Raw genomic sequence first — 16,160 nt, 5'->3', positions numbered from 1 at the left:
TGCAATGTTTGGAACGATTCTAGCGGCCGAGGGGCTTGTGTCAAAAAGGGCTGGGTTTCGGGTGGGGATTGTGGTCATGTGCCGACGCCAAATGCCGGGTTACAGTTAACGCGACATGAACTCCTCAGCAGTCCGTTCGTCCGTGCGTGCGTTTCGCCTGGTCGACCTGGAGTCCCTCCAGGCTTCGGCGGGGAGCATGCCGCCTGTGGATGAGGCTCCCGTGCTGCGGGTGGTCTCCGATCCGATGGCGTCTGGAGCGGTCGAGCCGGTGATCTGGCCGGCGCCGATTGGCTCTGGTCCTGCGCCGCAGGATGAGGCGCCTGCCCCCCAGGTACAAGTGCGATTGAAGGTGCACGGGCCTTTGCCTCGCTTGCCACAGGGGCAGGTGGTCACTTTGCCGGTGACGCTGTCGGCGCGCCCTTTGGAGTTTGCGGGCCTGTGCTTGCGCAACTTGATGTGGCTGTTGCTGACCTTGGGTTTGTATGCGCCCTGGGCCCAGGTACGAACGCGGCGGTATTTCCTGCGGCGTACCCTGGTGGCGGGCGAGGCGCTGGATGACCATGCCAACCCCTGGCTTTTGCTGCCGCGTCATCTCATGGTGTGGGGCTTGGTGGCCGGGGTGGTGGGGGCCTGGGTGGGCTCCCGCCTGGCGGGCATGGTGGCTTTGTCTCTGGCACTGGCGGTCTTGCCCTTGCTGGCTTACATGAACCTGAGCTATCGGGTGGCGCACATGAGTTGGGCCGGCCGACGCCTGCATTTCGATGGCCGTTACCAGGGCGTATACCGTGCGATGTGGGCCCCTTTGGCCAGCGCTTGTCTGGTGGCTTGGTTGCTGATGGCCACACTGGCCTGGAATCGACCGGGGGGCTGGATGGCATGGGGGGCGGTGGCCGCACTGTGGGCGATGGCGGTACCAGCCTTTGTCTGGGGCTACTTCCAGTATCGCCAGCATCATCTGGTGCTGGGCCCTGTGCGTTTGATGTGGAAAGCCCAGCGGGTGGCCATGGCGATGCTGTTTGTGCGTGCGCTGGCCTGGTTTGTCCTGGCGAGCATGATGGTGGTGGGTGTGGCCGCCGTGGTGCTGGCTGGGGTGATGTTGCTGCGCGGTCGGGTCAGCACCCAAGTGCTGTTCGGCGTGTGGGTGGCGGTGGCAGCTTGCGTCCTGGCGGCCGTGGTGCCATACCTGCAGGCGCGCCTGCAGAACCTGGTGTGGAGCAAAACAGGCAACCGCTATCTGCGCTTTCGCTGTCAGTTGGATGTACAGGCTTATGTGTGGCTGCGTTTGCGCCACGCTGTGCTGGTTGTCTTGACCCTCGGGGTCTATTGGCCCTGGGCGGAGGTGGCTGCCCGTCGCATGCGCACCGAGGCCCTGCAAGTGTGGGCGCGTGTGGAAACTGACGTTCTGAAAGCCAATTGGGCGCCCCGCAAACGCGCCGACCGAACTAAAATGGCGGGTTAATCCCAAGATCGGGGTCTGCAAGCCCCCTTACCGCCATGTCCTTGTCTGCTCTCACCGCCTTGTCGCCGCTCGACGGCCGTTACGCCTCCAAGGTTGCCGCTTTGCGCCCCTTGCTGTCTGAATTCGGCCTGATGCACCGCCGGGTGCAGGTCGAAATCGAGTGGTTCATCGCCCTGTCGGACGCCGGCTTGCCTGAAGTGGCGCCTCTGTCGGAAGCCACCCGTGGCTACCTGCGTGGTCTGGTCGCGCGCTTCTCTGAAGCCGATGCGCAAGCGATCAAGGACATCGAAAAGACCACCAACCACGATGTGAAAGCAGTCGAGTACTGGATCAAGTCGAAGTTTGCTGGCCATACCGATCTGGAGAAGGCTGGTGAGTTCGTGCACTTTGCCTGCACCTCCGAAGACATCAACAACACCAGCCATGGTTTGATGCTGAAGGCCGCGCGCGAGCAAGTGCTGCTGCCCGCTGTGGATGGCCTGATCGCCACGATGACCGAGCTGGCCAAGTCGCTGGCCGAGATCCCCATGCTGAGCCGCACACACGGCCAGACCGCTTCGCCCACCACCGTGGGTAAGGAAGTGGCCAACGTGGTGGCCCGCCTGCAAAACGCCCGCGCCCGCATTGCCGATGTCAAGCTGCTGGCCAAGATGAACGGTGCTGTGGGCAACTACAACGCCCACCTGTCTGCCTACCCAGACAAGGACTGGGAAGCCTTCAGCCAGTCGGTCATCGAAAACCAGCTGGGCCTGACCTTCAACCCCTACACCATCCAGATCGAGCCCCATGACTACATGGCCGAACTGTTTGATGCCATCACCCGCACCAACACCATCTTGATCGACTGGTCGCGCGATGTGTGGGGCTACATCAGCCTGGGTTACTTCAAGCAAAAGACCAAGGCCGGCGAAATCGGTTCGTCGACCATGCCGCACAAGGTCAACCCCATTGACTTCGAAAACGCCGAAGGCAACCTGGGCCTGGCCAACGCCGTGTTGACCCACCTGAGCCAGAAGCTGCCCATCAGCCGCTGGCAGCGTGACCTGACCGATTCCACCGTGTTGCGCAACATGGGTGTGGCCATCGGTTACGCCATCCTGGCTTACGACAGCCTGGCACGTGGCTTGGGCAAGCTCGAAGTCAACCCACAGATGTTGGCCGACGACCTCGACAACGCCTGGGAAGTGCTGGCTGAGCCCATCCAGACCGTGATGCGCCGTTACGCCTTGCCTAACCCCTATGAGCGTCTGAAGGAGCTGACCCGCGGCAAAGCCATCACCCGTGAGTCCATCCAGGCCTTCATCCAGACCTTGGAGTTGCCTGAGTCTGAAAAGGCGCGCCTGATGGAAATGACCCCCGGCAACTACATTGGCAAGGCGGTGGACCTGGCCAAGCGCATCGGCTGAAAGTGACGGCCGCGCCATGAACTTCATCGATCAGCTCGCTTACGCTCAGCGCCAGAACGACTCCATGCTCTGTGTGGGGCTGGACCCGGAAACGTCCAAGCTCCCCGGTAGCTGGAAGGGCAACCCCGATCGCATTTACGACTTCTGTGCTGCGATCGTCGATGCCACCAAGGATCTGGTTTGCGCGTACAAGCCGCAAATTGCCTACTTCGCGGGCAACCGTGCGGAAGAGCAACTCGAACGTCTCATGGCGCACATTCGCCGCGTGGCGCCGCATGTGCCGGTCATTCTGGACTCCAAGCGTGGCGACATCGGCAGCACCGCCGAGCAATACGCCCGTGAAGCGTTTGACCGCTATCAGGCCGATGCCGTGACGCTGTCGCCCTTCATGGGCTTTGACACCCTCGAGCCCTTCCTGAAGTACCCCGGCAAGGGGGTGATTCTGCTGTGCCGCACCTCCAACCCAGGTGGCTCTGACTTGCAGAACCTGCGACTGGCTGACATCGAAGGTCAGCCTCGCGTGTATGAACACATTGCGGCGCAAGCTCAGACCAAGTGGAACACCAACGGCCAGATGGGCCTGGTGGTCGGGGCCACCTTCCCGCAGGAAATCGCGCGGGTGCGCGAACTGGCCCCTACGCTGCCTTTGTTGATTCCCGGTGTGGGTGCGCAAGGTGGCGATGCCGATGCCACGGTCAAGGCTGGCTTGCGTGTGGCGGCCGATGGCGCCGTGACCGGCCCCATCATCGTCAACAGCTCGCGTGCGGTGCTGTATGCCAGCAGTGGGGATGACTTTGCCAGTGCTGCGCGCAAGGTGGCACTGGAAACGCGTCAGACCCTCAACGCCGCTCGCCGTTGATTTCAAACCATCGCGCCCCTGACGGATGGCAGGGGTGAGGCTCGAAGGGGCGCCAAGATGAAACTGGTGACATTTGAAGTGGACGGACGCCATGAAATAGGTGTCCTTCAAGGCGAGCGCATCGTGTCCTTGAGCCAGGCTCAAATGCAGTCTGCCCCGCCGAATGTGTTGTCGACTCACCAGCCCATGGTGGACCTGATTGCCCATTGGGCTGAAAACAAGCCATGGGTCGAGGCGGTGTTGGCGCAACGACAGCCCGATTGGCGTCTGGACCAGGTCCACCTGCTCGCTCCGGTGCCCAAGCCCGGCAAGTTGCTGGCCATTGGCCTGAACTACCTGGAACATGTGCAAGAGCAGATCGTGGGCGAAACCCGAGATGTGCCGCAGCACCAGATCTGGTTCACCAAGCTGGGGCATGCCATCAACGGGCCCTATGACCCGATCGTGTTGCCCAGCGTGTCGCAAGCCACTGATTACGAGGGCGAAATGGTCGCCATCATTGGCCAGCGCTGCAAACATGTGTCCCGTGAGCGAGCCCATGAGGTGGTGTTCGGTTACTGCGTGGGCAACGACGTGTCGGTGCGCGACTGGCAAAAGCGCACCCCGCAATGGACGCTGGGCAAGTCATTCGACACCCACGCCCCGTTTGGCCCTTGCATCACCACCGCCGACGAGGTGGGGGATCCGCACGCGCTGGATCTGCGATGCTGGGTGAATGGCGAACTGCGCCAAAGCAGCAACACACGTTTGATGATTTTCAATTTGTGGGATCAGATCGCCCACCTGAGCCAAGCCATGACCCTGGAGCCCGGTGATGTGATTTACACCGGCACTTGCAGCGGAGTGGGCGCGGCCTTCAATCCGCCCAAGTTCTTGCGTGAGGGCGATGTGGTGCGGGTCGAGATCGACAAGCTGGGTCACATCGAATCGCGCTGCGTGCAGGAACAAGTCTGACGAAAGGGCGGGAGCTAGGCATAAACCCGAATCTCGACGTATCATGGTCGGTTGCCTTGACCCCTGTCGTGTTCGTCGATGTCTCGCTCCTCTACCAAGTCAGATGCGCCTCGTGTGCCCTATGAAATCCAGCGATCCATTCAGATTCGCGGGGCTCGTACCCACAATCTGAAAAACATCGACCTCGACCTGCCCAAGCACGAGTTGGTGGTCATCACCGGCCTGTCAGGGTCCGGCAAGTCAAGCCTGGCGTTTGACACGCTCTACGCCGAAGGCCAGCGTCGCTATGTGGAAAGCTTGAGCGCCTACGCGCGCCAGTTTCTGCAGTTGATGGACAAGCCCGATGTCGATGTGATCGAAGGCTTGTCGCCAGCGATCTCGATTGAACAAAAGGCCACCAGCCACAACCCGCGCTCCACCGTGGGTACGGTGACCGAGATTCACGACTACCTGCGCCTGCTGTTTGCGCGTGCCGGCACGCCGTTCTGCCCTGATCACCACCAGCCCCTGCAAGCGCAAAGCGTGAGCCAGATGGTGGATGCCGTGTTGGCCATGCCAGAAGAGACCAAGCTGATGATCCTGGCGCCGGTGCTGCGTGATCGCAAGGGCGAGCACGCCGAGTTGTTTGCCGAAATGCAGGCCAAGGGCTATGTGCGTTTTCGGATCGACGGGCAAGTGGTGGAAGCGGCCGACCTCAAGCCACTGGCCAAGAACGAAAAACACGATGTGGACGTGGTGGTGGACCGCCTGAAGGTGCGTGCCGACATGGGCCAACGCTTGGCCGAAAGCTTTGAAGCGGCGTTGAACCTGGCAGAGGGCCGGGCTCTGGCCTTGGAAATGGACACGCAGCAAGAGCATCTGTTTTCGGCCAAGTTTGCCTGCCCGGTGTGCAGTTACTCGCTGGCGGAGCTGGAGCCGCGCCTGTTCTCCTTCAACTCGCCGCAAGGGGCTTGCCCTACGTGTGATGGTTTGGGGCATGTCATCGCTTTCGATCCGCAGCGCGTGGTGGCCTTCCCCAGCTTGAGTCTGGCCAGTGGGGCCGTGAAGGGTTGGGATCGTCGCAACCCCTACACCTATTCCTTGATCGAATGCTTGGGCAAGCACTATGGCGTGGACATGGAGCAGCCCTTCGAAGAACTGCCAGCCAACATCCAGCACATCGTGTTGTACGGTTCTGGCATCGAAGAAATCGAGTTCACCTACGAAGCCGATGGTGCCGGTGGCAAGAAGCGCAAAGTCAAGCGCCAGCACCCCTTTGAGGGCATCATTCCCAACTTCGAGCGTCGCTTCAAAGAAACCGACTCGGCAGCCGTGCGCGAAGAGCTTGGGCGCTACCAGCAGCCCAAGGCTTGCCCCGACTGCCACGGCACCCGCCTGCGCACCGAAGCTCGCCATGTGAAGCTGTTGGATGCCGTCACGGGAGACACGAAAGCCATTTACGAGATTGCGCATGCCACGCTGGCCGAGGCGCATCGCTATTTCGACGGTTTGCAACTGCAAGGCGCCAAGGCCGAGATCGCGGGTAAGGTCGTCACGGAAATCCGTTCGCGTCTGCGCTTCCTCAATGATGTGGGCTTGAACTACCTGAGCCTGGATCGCAGTGCCGACACCTTGTCGGGTGGGGAGGCACAGCGCATTCGACTGGCCAGCCAAATCGGCTCGGGCTTGACGGGTGTGATGTATGTGCTTGATGAGCCCTCGATTGGTTTGCACCAGCGCGACAACGACCGTCTGATCGGAACCCTCAAGCACTTGCGTGATCTGGGCAACAGCGTCATCGTGGTTGAACACGATGAGGACATGATCCGCGCCGCGGATTACGTGGTCGATATGGGGCCGGGCGCGGGGGTGCATGGGGGCCGTGTGCTGGCGCAAGGCACGCCACAAGACGTGGAGTCCAACCCCGACAGCATCACCGGCAAATACCTGGCTGGGGCCCTGCGCATCGATTTGCCTGTCCAACGTCACCCCTTCACGGATGAGACGCGGCGCTTGCGCGTGGTGAATGCCCGTGGACACAACCTCAAGGGGGTCACGGCCGAGTTCCCGGTGGGCTTGTTGACCTGTGTGACCGGCGTGTCCGGTTCAGGCAAGAGCACCCTGGTGAATGACACCCTGTATGCCGCTGTTGCCAAGAAGCTCTACCAGAGCCATACCGAGCCCGAGCCGCACGACGAGATCGAAGGCCTGGAGTTGTTCGACAAGGTCATCAATGTGGATCAGTCGCCCATTGGGCGCACCCCGCGCAGCAACCCTGCCACTTACACCGGGCTGTTCACGCCGATTCGCGAGCTGTTTGCCGATGTGCCCACGGCGCGCGAGCGGGGTTATGGGGCTGGGCGCTTCTCGTTCAACGTGGCCGGTGGTCGTTGCGAGGCCTGCCAGGGTGATGGCGTCATCAAGGTCGAGATGCACTTTCTGCCTGATGTGTACGTGCCTTGCGACGTGTGCCATGGCAAGCGCTACAACCGCGAAACCCTCGACGTGCAGTACAAGGGCAAGAACATCCACGAGGTGCTGAACCTGACGGTGGAAGACGCCTTGGCTTTCTTCAGTGCGGTGCCCTCGATTGCGCGCAAGCTGCAAACCTTGATGGATGTGGGCTTGGGCTACATCCGCCTGGGCCAAAGTGCCACGACCTTGTCAGGCGGTGAAGCCCAGCGGGTGAAGCTGGCGCTCGAGTTGTCCAAGCGCGATACCGGGCGCACGCTTTACATCCTGGATGAGCCGACCACAGGGCTGCACTTCCACGACATTGCCTTGCTGCTGAAAGTGCTGCACCAGCTGCGCGATGCCGGCAACACCATCGTCATCATCGAACACAACCTCGACGTGATCAAAACCGCTGACTGGTTGATCGACATGGGCCCCGAAGGCGGCTCAGGTGGCGGCACCATGCTGATGGCGGGCACACCCGAGGCGCTGGCCGAATGTGAAGCCAGCTTCACCGGGCGTTACCTCAAACCGCTGTTGCAAGCCAAGGCCCGGGCCTGAAAGCTGGGCGGCATCGCCCGCCGCTTCAGCTCATGAAGCCCAGGTCGTAGGCCGATTCGTTGAATTGGTTCAGGTTGGGCAGGATGGTCAGCAGATCTGATTGCGGCACCCCCATCCAGCGACCCAGGGTGTAGGCGTATTGGTCCACCGACGTGGTGGGCAACATCACCCCGTTTTGCAACTGGTCTGGACTGCCGAATACGCCCTGGGCATTGGCTGTGCTGTATTGAGGGAAGGTGCCGTAGACCTCGGTGCCTCGCACTGCTCCACCCATGATGAAGTGGTGTGCCCCCCAGCCGTGATCGGTGCCATCGCCGTTGTTGGTGAAGGTGCGGCCAAAGTCGGATGCGGTGAAGGTGGTGACCTGCGAGCGCATGTCGCCTCCTGGCATATTGCCCAGCACCATGTCGAAATAGGCCATGGCATGGTTCAGTTGAGCCAGCCGGTCGCCGTGCACCTGGTTCTGGTTGTCATGCGTGTCAAAGCCTCCCAGGCTGACCATGAACAATTGACGTCGAATGCCAAAGCCACCCAGGCGATTGGTTTCGATCAGGCGCGCCACCATCTGCAGCTGAATGGCCAGCGGGTTGGTGCTGGTGGTGCCGGTTGACGGCACCGTCATCTGCAGCAGTGGCTCGTTGTAGACATTGGTCACGCCGGGGTTGCCCCAAGGCGGCGCGCCGATGACCGGGATCTTTTCAATCAACAGGCTGCTGGCGTCCATTGCTCGGCGTACAAAACGCTGGTGATCGCGCGCGTACAGATTGTCTGCACTGTGGTTGGCCATGACATTGCCCATGGCCGTGAACAGCCGTGCGTTGCCGTAGACCTTGCCGCCGCTGCCGAGGCCGGCAATTGAGCTCGTGCCCGTTTGGTACTGCATGACCGATTGGCCAGACAGCCACACCGACGTCGAGCTCGGCGTCATGCAGGTGAAGGAGCGACGAATGATGTCGACATTGCTTGCCGAATTGCTGCTGTTGAGGCCCATCAGCAGATCGCCCATGCGTCCGCCCCAGCCGTTTCCTGCCCCCTCGGGTTGGAAAGACTGCCAGGTCGATTGCTGGTCGTTGTGCGAGAACAGTTTGGCCGGCTTGCGAATGCGGACGTCGCTGTAATCGGCCTTGGTCAAAGGGCGGGTCAGCGGGCCCACGTTGGCCAGCACCGCCACACGACCGCTCTGATGCAGTTGCTGAATCTGAGGCAAGGCCGGGTGCAGCGCGAACTGGCGGCCACTGTGAACCGCGCGCCCCGCATGGTTGATCGGCAGAACGCCGCCAAAGCGGGCTGGGCTCCCTCCTGCTGCGCCAGAGACCGGCGTGGTTCCTGCAGGCATCAGGGCGATCGATGTGCTGGTGTCGGCAGCGTTGCGCGATGCCGGGTTGCGGTGGTTCACATAGTGTGTCCACGAATCGGTGTCTGTTGCCAGTACGGTGTTGTAGGCATCGTTGCCTCCGTACAGGAAGATGCACACCAGTGCCTTGTAGTCATTGGGGCTGGACTGGGCGGCGGCCTCGTTCATGGACAACAGACTCAGCCCCAAGGGGCCCGCTGCGCCCAAACTGGACAGGGTGGCGGCTTGTTGGAGGAATGCGCGACGGCTGGCTTGACTCATGAAAGCCTCACTGCTGAACGAGGAAAGAAGGCGACACCGCAACCAGCAACACGGCGGCCTGGGCGCGCTTGCGACGTTCCCCGACGTTTCGGTTGGGCATGCTCTCGATGGCTGCGACGGCTTCCGACATCAGCTCTGCCGGGGGCTCGGTGCCAAGCAGGCGCCGATGTACCGCTGACACCATCTGGGCCGGTTGATCTGCCAGGGCTTCAAAGGACGTGAGGTCAAACCGGATGTCATTGAGACGTTTGTTGCTGTCCCATTTGCCCAACCCGTCATTGAGGATCGAAGCGATGAAGTTCGCGTAGCCAACCACGGTGGTTTCGGTGGTCAGCTGCATTTCGGGGGCCATCATGCCGCGGGCCCCTAATTCAGTCTGCGGCGGAATGTAGCCAGGGCGGAAGAAGTTGAACACAGAGGGGGCGCGCATGGGCGTCTGGCTCAGCGACGTGCCTGGGTTGTCGGTTTCACCCAAAGGGTAGTAGGCCACACCACCGGCGGCCGCTTGTGCGCTGTAGGTGTCAGAGGTGTGGGGCAGCGAGCGCATCAGGTGGGCGAGCCGAAGCACAGGTTCGCGCAACTTGCCGCTTGTCTCCGGATCAGAGGGCTTGCGCGCTTCGGCGTGAAGCAAGATGGCGCGGACTACCTCTTTGAGGTTGCCTCGCGAGCTGCGGAAGGTGCTGGCCACGTCTTGCACATAGGAAGGGCTAGGGTTGCTGGTGACCAGCCGCTGAATCAGCTGTCGGCTGATGAACGGCGCGGTATTGGGGTGATTCGCCAGGCGGTCCAGCGCGGTCTGCAAGCTTTGCTGAGGGTTGGCGGTTGTCTGGGCGTCGATCGTGGTTCCCAGGAACTGTTTGACGCTGGTGGAGTGTTCCTGTGCATACCCCGACATGCTGGTGGTTTCCTGCAGTGTCTCGGTGCACTCTGCCGTGCGCCAGAAGCACTTCCACCACACCAGCGCCGATTTGGTCGAGGGCCAGTTCCAGCTGAATCCTGTGAATACCTTGGCCAGACCTTTGACGTCGTTGGCCGTATAGGTTTCGATGGGCTGACCGTTATTCAGACGCAGGCTGCCATCGGGGTTCAGTTCATACAGGCCGATCGAAAACAGCTGCATCACCTCGCGTGCAAAGTTCTCGTCGGGGACGCGGCCACTGCTGGCGTCTTCTTTGCGGTTGCCGCGGTGGGACAGATAGGCGCCCATGGCCGGATGGAGCGCGACCTCCTCCAGCAACTGCCGGTATGTTGTGCTGCTGTTGCGGGCCAGCATGTCCATGAAGCTGGCCACCATGCGTCCCTGCATGGCGAGGTTGTCGCTGGCGGTTGAGATGACGAAAATTTCAGACAAGGCGAAGGCAACGCGCTGGCGTAACTGGGCGTTGTCCTTGATCGCGTGGGTCCACCAGCTGTAGGTAACGTCGTTGCCATCGGGCTTGCTGACACTGCGGGCCTGAGCCGTGGCCTCGGCCATTTGCAGATGGGTGGGCAATGTGCTGGCTTGTGCGAACTGTTCGTCGATCCACTTCCCGTAGCCGAGCGATTGCAGGCGAGCCACGTCTTCCGGTGTCGGGCCGAAGCTGGCTTGTTCCAGGAACCGTACAGCTTGTGCTTCGGTGATGGGCTCGGGGCGCGCTTCCTCGTCACTGCCGCATGCGCTGAGTGAACCCAGCGCGATCAGCGCCAGCGCTGGCCAAAGGCGGCGCTGAGACGGGGAGGAGGGGCGGGACAGCTGGATGGACATGGCGGGCCTCGGCCAGAAAATGTGGCCGAAGAATGCCATGTCATGTTGCACGGCTGTGCAGCAAGCCTGCCTCAGTTGTAAGCAGTCGCAAGCGTGTTGCGAGATGCCAGCAGTTAGCGTGCTTTGATCACAAGTTGGGTGCCAATGCGCGCTCGGCGTCACTCAGGGAATGCCCTGTGCGTAGCGCCCAATCTTCCATCTGATCACGCCCGATCTTGCCGACGTTGAAATACGTCGATTCGGGGTGGGCCATGTAAAAACCACTGACGCTGGCCGCAGGCATCATCGCCAGGCTTTCTGTCAGGTGCATGTGAATTTCGTGGGCATCCAGCACCCGGAACATCTCGCGCTTGACAGTGTGATCCGGGCAGGCGGGGTAGCCCGGAGCGGGGCGAATGCCGCGGTACTGTTCCTTGATCAGTTCGGCGTTGTCCAGCTTTTCCTCGGCGCCGTAGCCCCAGAACTCCTTGCGCACACGCTCATGCATCCGCTCGGCAAAGGCTTCGGCCAGGCGGTCTGCCAGCGCCTTGAGCATGATGGCCGAGTAGTCGTCGTGCTGCGCCAGGAACTCGGCCTCTTTCTTTTCAATGTTCAAGCCGGCCGTGACCGCGAACATGCCGATGTAGTCAGCCTTGGCTTCGCGGGGCGCAATGAAGTCAGCCAGTGAGCGGTTCGGGCGCTTCACTCCGTCTACCACAGGGCGCTCGGTCTGCATGCGCAGCGGGTCCCAACTCATCAGCACGTCTGTACGTGACTCGTCCTTGTAGATCTCAATGGTGTCGTCTTGCACCGTGTTGGCTGGGTACAGCCCGATCACGCCGTTGGCGGTCAGCCAGCGGCCTTCCACGATCTTCTTGAGCATGGCTTGCGCATCGGCGTACACCTTGCGCGCTTCCACGCCCACGATCTCGTCGTCGAGGATGGCGGGGAAGGGTCCAGCCAAGTCCCAGGTCTGGAAGAAGGGACCCCAGTCAATGTAGGCAGCCAACTCACCCAAGTCGTAGTTCTGGAATACGCGGCGGCCAATGAACTTGGGCTTCTCGGGGGTGTAGGTGGCAAAGTCGGCCTGGTGCTTGTTGGCGCGGGCTTCGGCCAAAGACACCATGGGCGTGGCCTTCTTGTTGGCATGTTGCTGGCGTACGCGCTCGTAATCGGCGTTCAGTTCGGCAATGTAGGCATCCTGGCGCTCGGGGCTCAGCAACTCGGAGCACACGCCCACGGCACGCGAAGCGTCGGGCACATAGACCACGGGGCCGCTGTAGTTGGGCGCGATCTTGACGGCCGTGTGAACGCGCGAGCAAGTGGCCCCGCCGATCAGCAAGGGAATCTGGCGCGAGCGGAAGTATTCGTCGCGCTCCATCTCGGCGGCCACGTATTGCATTTCCTCCAGCGAGGGGGTGATCAGGCCAGACAAGCCAATGATGTCGGCGCCAACTTCCTTGGCTTTGTCGAGGATGTCCTTGCACGGCACCATCACGCCCATGTTCACAACTTCGAAGTTGTTGCACTGCAAGACCACGGTCACGATGTTCTTGCCGATGTCATGCACGTCGCCCTTCACGGTGGCGATCACGATCTTGCCTTTGCTGCGCACATCGGCGCCCGACGCTTCCAGCTGACGCTTTTCTTCTTCGATGTAGGGCACCAGATGGGCCACAGCCTGCTTCATCACGCGGGCGGATTTCACCACTTGCGGCAGGAACATCTTGCCAGCGCCAAACAGGTCGCCCACGGTGTTCATGCCGGCCATCAGCGGGCCTTCGATCACGTGCAGCGGGCGGCCGCCCTTGGCCTTGATGGCTTGGTAGCACTCTTCCGTGTCGGCCGTGATGAATTCAGTGATGCCTTGAACCAGGGCGTGGCTCAAACGCTGCTCAACGGAGACGGGGTTCTCAGGGGTGCCACGCCAGGCCAGTTTGGCGCTGTCATCCTTGGCCGCACCCTTGACCTGCTCGGCCACGGCCAGCAAGCGCTCGGTCGGGGTCAGGCTGGTGTCTTCGCCATCCTTGAACACCGACTTGCGGTTCAGCACCACGTCTTCGACCAGTTCGCGCAGATGGGCTTCCAACTGGTCGTACACACCGATCATGCCGGCGTTGACAATGCCCATGTCCATGCCCGCCTGAATGGCGTGGTACAGGAACACGGTGTGGATGGCTTCGCGCATGGGCTCGTTGCCGCGGAAGCTGAACGACACGTTCGACACACCACCCGACACCTTGGCGCCAGGCAGGTTCTGCTTGATCCAGCGGGTGGCCTCAATGAAGTCGACCGCGTAGTTGTCGTGTTCTTCAATGCCGGTGGCAATGGCGAAGATATTGGGGTCGAAGATGATGTCTTCGGGCGCGAAGCCCACATCGTCGACCAGGATGCGGTAGGCGCGCTCGCAGATCTCGATCTTGCGCTGATAGGTGTCTGCTTGACCGACTTCGTCAAACGCCATGACCACGGCGGCCGCGCCATAGCGCTTGATCAGCTTGGCCTGGTGAACGAAGTTCTCAACGCCTTCCTTCAAGGAGATGGAGTTGACGATGCCCTTGCCCTGAATGCACTTCAGGCCTGCTTCGATCACGTCCCACTTGGACGAGTCGATCATGATCGGCACACGCGCGATTTCAGGCTCGCCGGCGATCAGGTTCAGGAAACGCACCATGGCGGCCTTGCTGTCGAGCATGGCTTCGTCCATGTTGATGTCGATGACCTGGGCGCCGTTTTCGACCTGCTGGCGTGCAACCGACAGCGCATCTTCGAAGCGGCCTTCCAGGATCATGCGGGCAAAGGCTTTCGAGCCCGTCACGTTGGTGCGCTCGCCCACGTTGACGAACAACGAGCCCTCGCCAATGTTCACCGGCTCCAGGCCTGACAGGCGCATGGGGGGGACTTCAGCCAAGGTGGGGCGGGGGGTGTCGCTGCTGGCGACTGCGTTGGGGCGTGCAGACTCGGTCATAACCCCGCATTTTACGAGGCGCCGCAGGCATATTGATCCAAAAAAAGGAAAGGGCGCGACGCTTGTGGCGCCGAGCCCCGAGGCGCTGTCGACATCAGCCGGTCAGCCGATGTGCAGCGATTGCCTTAACTTGTCAGCCAGCTCAGGCTTTGAGCATGGAGTACAGCTCGTCTTTCATCGAAACGCGCTGCAACTTCTTTTGTTCCAGTTCGGCGGAAGAGCCGTGTTCAATGCCGGTCTCCAACCGCACGATGGCTTTGTCGAGCTCTTCGTAATCACGTTCCAGCTTGGCAAAGTGCGCATTCGTCGTCTTCAGTGTGTGGATCTTGTCCTTCAACTCAGGGAAGTCTTTGGCCAGCGGGTGATGATCTTGAACCATTCGTGTCCTCTTTCTCTATGAAAGTCAGCTATCTCAGGGCTTCATGTTGCGACTGATTCGCTCGAATGACTTTGAGACACATCAAGCATGCCCCCAATCAGAGTGATGTGAGTTTTTTTGCAAAAGTACTGTACAGGCATCCAGTCTTTGACATAATGGCGACCAATTCATCAGCCGTCGCATCGGAGTCACTCGCATGGAAGCCACCGCCAAGTCCACCCTCAGCACCGAAAAAGCCAAAGCCCTGCAGGCTGCCTTGGCCCAGATCGAAAAGCAATTCGGCAAGGGCTCCATCATGCGCCTGGGCGAGGGCGAAGTCATTGAAGACATTCAGGTGGTGTCGACCGGTTCGCTCGGTCTCGATGTGGCCTTGGGTGTGGGCGGTTTGCCTCGTGGTCGCGTGGTTGAAATCTACGGCCCGGAGTCGTCCGGTAAAACCACTCTGACCCTGCAAGTGGTGGCTGAAATGCAAAAGCAAGGCGGTGTGGCTGCCTTCATTGATGCCGAGCACGCCTTGGATATTCAGTACGCACAAAAGCTGGGCGTGAACCTGCAAGACCTGCTGATTTCGCAGCCTGACACCGGCGAACAGGCCCTCGAAATCGTTGATGCCCTGGTGCGTTCCGGCTCGGTTGATCTGATCATCGTGGACTCGGTGGCTGCGTTGACCCCGAAGGCCGAACTCGAAGGCGAAATGGGCGATGCGCTGCCAGGTTTGCAAGCCCGTCTCATGAGCCAGGCCCTGCGCAAGCTCACTGCCACCATCAAGAAGACCAATTGCATGGTCATCTTCATCAACCAGATCCGCATGAAGATCGGTGTGATGTTCGGTTCGCCCGAAACCACCACCGGTGGTAATGCTCTGAAGTTCTACGCTTCGGTGCGCCTGGACATCCGTCGGGTCGGCTCCATCAAGAAGGGCGACGACATCATCGGCAACGAGACCAAGGTCAAAGTGGTCAAGAACAAGGTCTCGCCTCCCTTCAAGACGGCTGAGTTCGACATCCTGTACGGGGAAGGCATTTCGCGCGAAGGCGAAATCATCGACATGGGCGTCAACGCCAAGATCGTGGACAAGTCCGGTGCTTGGTATGCCTACAACGGCGAAAAAATTGGCCAAGGCAAGGACAACGCCCGCGAATTCCTGCGCGAGAACCCCGATCTGGCCCGAGAAATCGAAAACAAGATCCGCGAATCGCTGGGCATTGCACAAATGCCTCCGGCTGCCGCGGCTGATGAGGCAGCCTGAGCATCACCTGCTCGTAGAAGTCCATGCGCGCCGCCACGCTGTCCCTCAAAGGGCGAGCTCTGAAATACCTGGCGGCGCGGGAGCACTCGCGTGTGGAGCTAGTGCGTAAACTGGCACCGCATGCCGAGTCTCAGGAAGAAGTCGAGAAAGTGCTCGACGAACTTGAGTCTCGCGGCTTCCTCTCTGCCGAGCGGTTTGCCGAGTCGGTTGTGCACCGCAAGGCCGCCCGTTACGGCGCTGCCCGGGTCAAGGCGGAGTTGTCACAGCACAAACTCCCTGAAGATGTGACTCGGGCTGTCACCCAGTCGCTGAAAGAAACCGAGCTGGAACGTGCCCAGGCGCTGTGGTCCAAGCGTTTTGGCGAGGTGGCTCAGACCCCGGCGGAGCTGGCCCGCCAGATGCGGTTTCTGGCGGGGCGCGGTTTCTCTGGCGATGTCATCCGCCGCGTGGTCAAAGGGTCAGCTGACCACGACTGATGTGTCATCCCAACGCCAAAGTTCCGAATTCGCCGTGAAATCCTGATCACCATCAGTTGCTTGCGGGAATTACTTACT

General features: G+C 60.9%; 11 protein-coding genes. 7 read left to right on the top strand and 4 right to left on the bottom strand.

Features of this window, described 5'->3' with window-relative positions; all coding sequences use genetic code 11:
* The first annotated feature begins 115 nt into the window (after positions 1 to 115).
* The 5 genes from VFW72_RS08335 (at position 116) to uvrA (ending at position 7,672) form a co-directional block, all read left to right on the top strand.
* The gene (locus tag VFW72_RS08335) at positions 116 to 1,459 is read left to right on the top strand and encodes a DUF898 family protein (RefSeq protein WP_329673827.1); all 1,344 of its coding nucleotides are present in this window, start codon (positions 116 to 118) and stop codon (positions 1,457 to 1,459) included.
* A 35-nt stretch (positions 1,460 to 1,494) separates the two neighbouring features.
* Positions 1,495 to 2,865: an adenylosuccinate lyase gene (gene purB / locus VFW72_RS08330; RefSeq protein ID WP_329673826.1), complete on the top strand. Its 1,371-nt coding sequence runs from the start codon at positions 1,495 to 1,497 to the stop codon at positions 2,863 to 2,865.
* Between the two features lie 16 nt (positions 2,866 to 2,881).
* Positions 2,882 to 3,724 carry an orotidine-5'-phosphate decarboxylase gene (gene pyrF, locus VFW72_RS08325; protein ID WP_329673825.1) on the top strand — a complete coding sequence of 281 codons (843 nt, stop codon included), beginning with the start codon at positions 2,882 to 2,884 and terminating at the stop codon, positions 3,722 to 3,724.
* Positions 3,725 to 3,781: 57 nt separating this feature from the next.
* Positions 3,782 to 4,678: a fumarylacetoacetate hydrolase family protein gene (locus VFW72_RS08320; protein ID WP_329673824.1), complete on the top strand. Its 897-nt coding sequence runs from the start codon at positions 3,782 to 3,784 to the stop codon at positions 4,676 to 4,678.
* A 78-nt stretch (positions 4,679 to 4,756) separates the two neighbouring features.
* Positions 4,757 to 7,672, top strand: a complete 2,916-nt coding sequence (uvrA, locus tag VFW72_RS08315; RefSeq protein WP_329673823.1) for an excinuclease ABC subunit UvrA — start codon at positions 4,757 to 4,759, stop codon at positions 7,670 to 7,672.
* Between the two features lie 25 nt (positions 7,673 to 7,697).
* Here uvrA and VFW72_RS08310 read toward each other — a convergent pair whose 3' ends face one another.
* The 4 genes from VFW72_RS08310 to VFW72_RS08295 form a co-directional block, all read right to left on the bottom strand.
* Entirely contained in the window at positions 7,698 to 9,287 is a 1,590-nt protein-coding gene (locus VFW72_RS08310; protein WP_329673822.1) for a DUF1501 domain-containing protein, read from the bottom strand.
* Positions 9,288 to 9,294: 7 nt separating this feature from the next.
* Entirely contained in the window at positions 9,295 to 11,031 is a 1,737-nt protein-coding gene (locus VFW72_RS08305; protein ID WP_329673821.1) for a DUF1800 domain-containing protein, read from the bottom strand.
* A gap of 127 nt (positions 11,032 to 11,158) precedes the next feature.
* A complete protein-coding gene (gene metH, locus VFW72_RS08300) occupies positions 11,159 to 13,978 on the bottom strand; it encodes a methionine synthase (protein ID WP_329673820.1) in 2,820 nt (939 codons plus the stop codon).
* A gap of 142 nt (positions 13,979 to 14,120) precedes the next feature.
* A complete protein-coding gene (locus tag VFW72_RS08295; RefSeq protein WP_329673819.1) occupies positions 14,121 to 14,357 on the bottom strand; it encodes a YdcH family protein in 237 nt (78 codons plus the stop codon).
* A 196-nt stretch (positions 14,358 to 14,553) separates the two neighbouring features.
* On the opposite strand from VFW72_RS08295, the gene recA reads away from it, so the two are divergent.
* Together recA and recX are read left to right on the top strand one after the other, a co-directional pair.
* A complete protein-coding gene (gene recA, locus VFW72_RS08290) occupies positions 14,554 to 15,606 on the top strand; it encodes a recombinase RecA (RefSeq protein WP_329673818.1) in 1,053 nt (350 codons plus the stop codon).
* A gap of 23 nt (positions 15,607 to 15,629) precedes the next feature.
* Positions 15,630 to 16,082 (top strand): recombination regulator RecX, encoded by a 453-nt coding sequence (recX, locus tag VFW72_RS08285; RefSeq protein WP_329673817.1) that lies wholly within the window; start codon positions 15,630 to 15,632, stop codon positions 16,080 to 16,082.
* Positions 16,083 to 16,160: the final 78 nt, after the last annotated feature.

The sequence above is a fragment of the Aquabacterium sp. genome, from assembly GCF_036273115.1.
Classification (GTDB): Bacteria; Pseudomonadota; Gammaproteobacteria; order Burkholderiales; family Burkholderiaceae_C; genus Aquabacterium.
The sequence above is the reverse complement of the archived record's forward strand: the minus strand, read 5'-3'. Positions and strand labels throughout refer to the sequence as shown.

What these genes read in the sequence shown, in the direction of transcription:
- VFW72_RS08335 (WP_329673827.1), top strand. Translation starts at nt 116, where the DNA reads ATGAACTCCTCAGCAGTCCGTTCGTCCGTGCGTGCGTTTCGCCTGGTC.
- purB (WP_329673826.1), top strand. Translation starts at nt 1,495, where the DNA reads ATGTCCTTGTCTGCTCTCACCGCCTTGTCGCCGCTCGACGGCCGTTAC.
- pyrF (WP_329673825.1), top strand. Translation starts at nt 2,882, where the DNA reads ATGAACTTCATCGATCAGCTCGCTTACGCTCAGCGCCAGAACGACTCC.
- VFW72_RS08320 (WP_329673824.1), top strand. Translation starts at nt 3,782, where the DNA reads ATGAAACTGGTGACATTTGAAGTGGACGGACGCCATGAAATAGGTGTC.
- uvrA (WP_329673823.1), top strand. Translation starts at nt 4,757, where the DNA reads ATGTCTCGCTCCTCTACCAAGTCAGATGCGCCTCGTGTGCCCTATGAA.
- VFW72_RS08310 (WP_329673822.1), bottom strand. Translation starts at nt 9,287, where the DNA reads ATGAGTCAAGCCAGCCGTCGCGCATTCCTCCAACAAGCCGCCACCCTG.
- VFW72_RS08305 (WP_329673821.1), bottom strand. Translation starts at nt 11,031, where the DNA reads ATGTCCATCCAGCTGTCCCGCCCCTCCTCCCCGTCTCAGCGCCGCCTT.
- metH (WP_329673820.1), bottom strand. Translation starts at nt 13,978, where the DNA reads ATGACCGAGTCTGCACGCCCCAACGCAGTCGCCAGCAGCGACACCCCC.
- VFW72_RS08295 (WP_329673819.1), bottom strand. Translation starts at nt 14,357, where the DNA reads ATGGTTCAAGATCATCACCCGCTGGCCAAAGACTTCCCTGAGTTGAAG.
- recA (WP_329673818.1), top strand. Translation starts at nt 14,554, where the DNA reads ATGGAAGCCACCGCCAAGTCCACCCTCAGCACCGAAAAAGCCAAAGCC.
- recX (WP_329673817.1), top strand. Translation starts at nt 15,630, where the DNA reads ATGCGCGCCGCCACGCTGTCCCTCAAAGGGCGAGCTCTGAAATACCTG.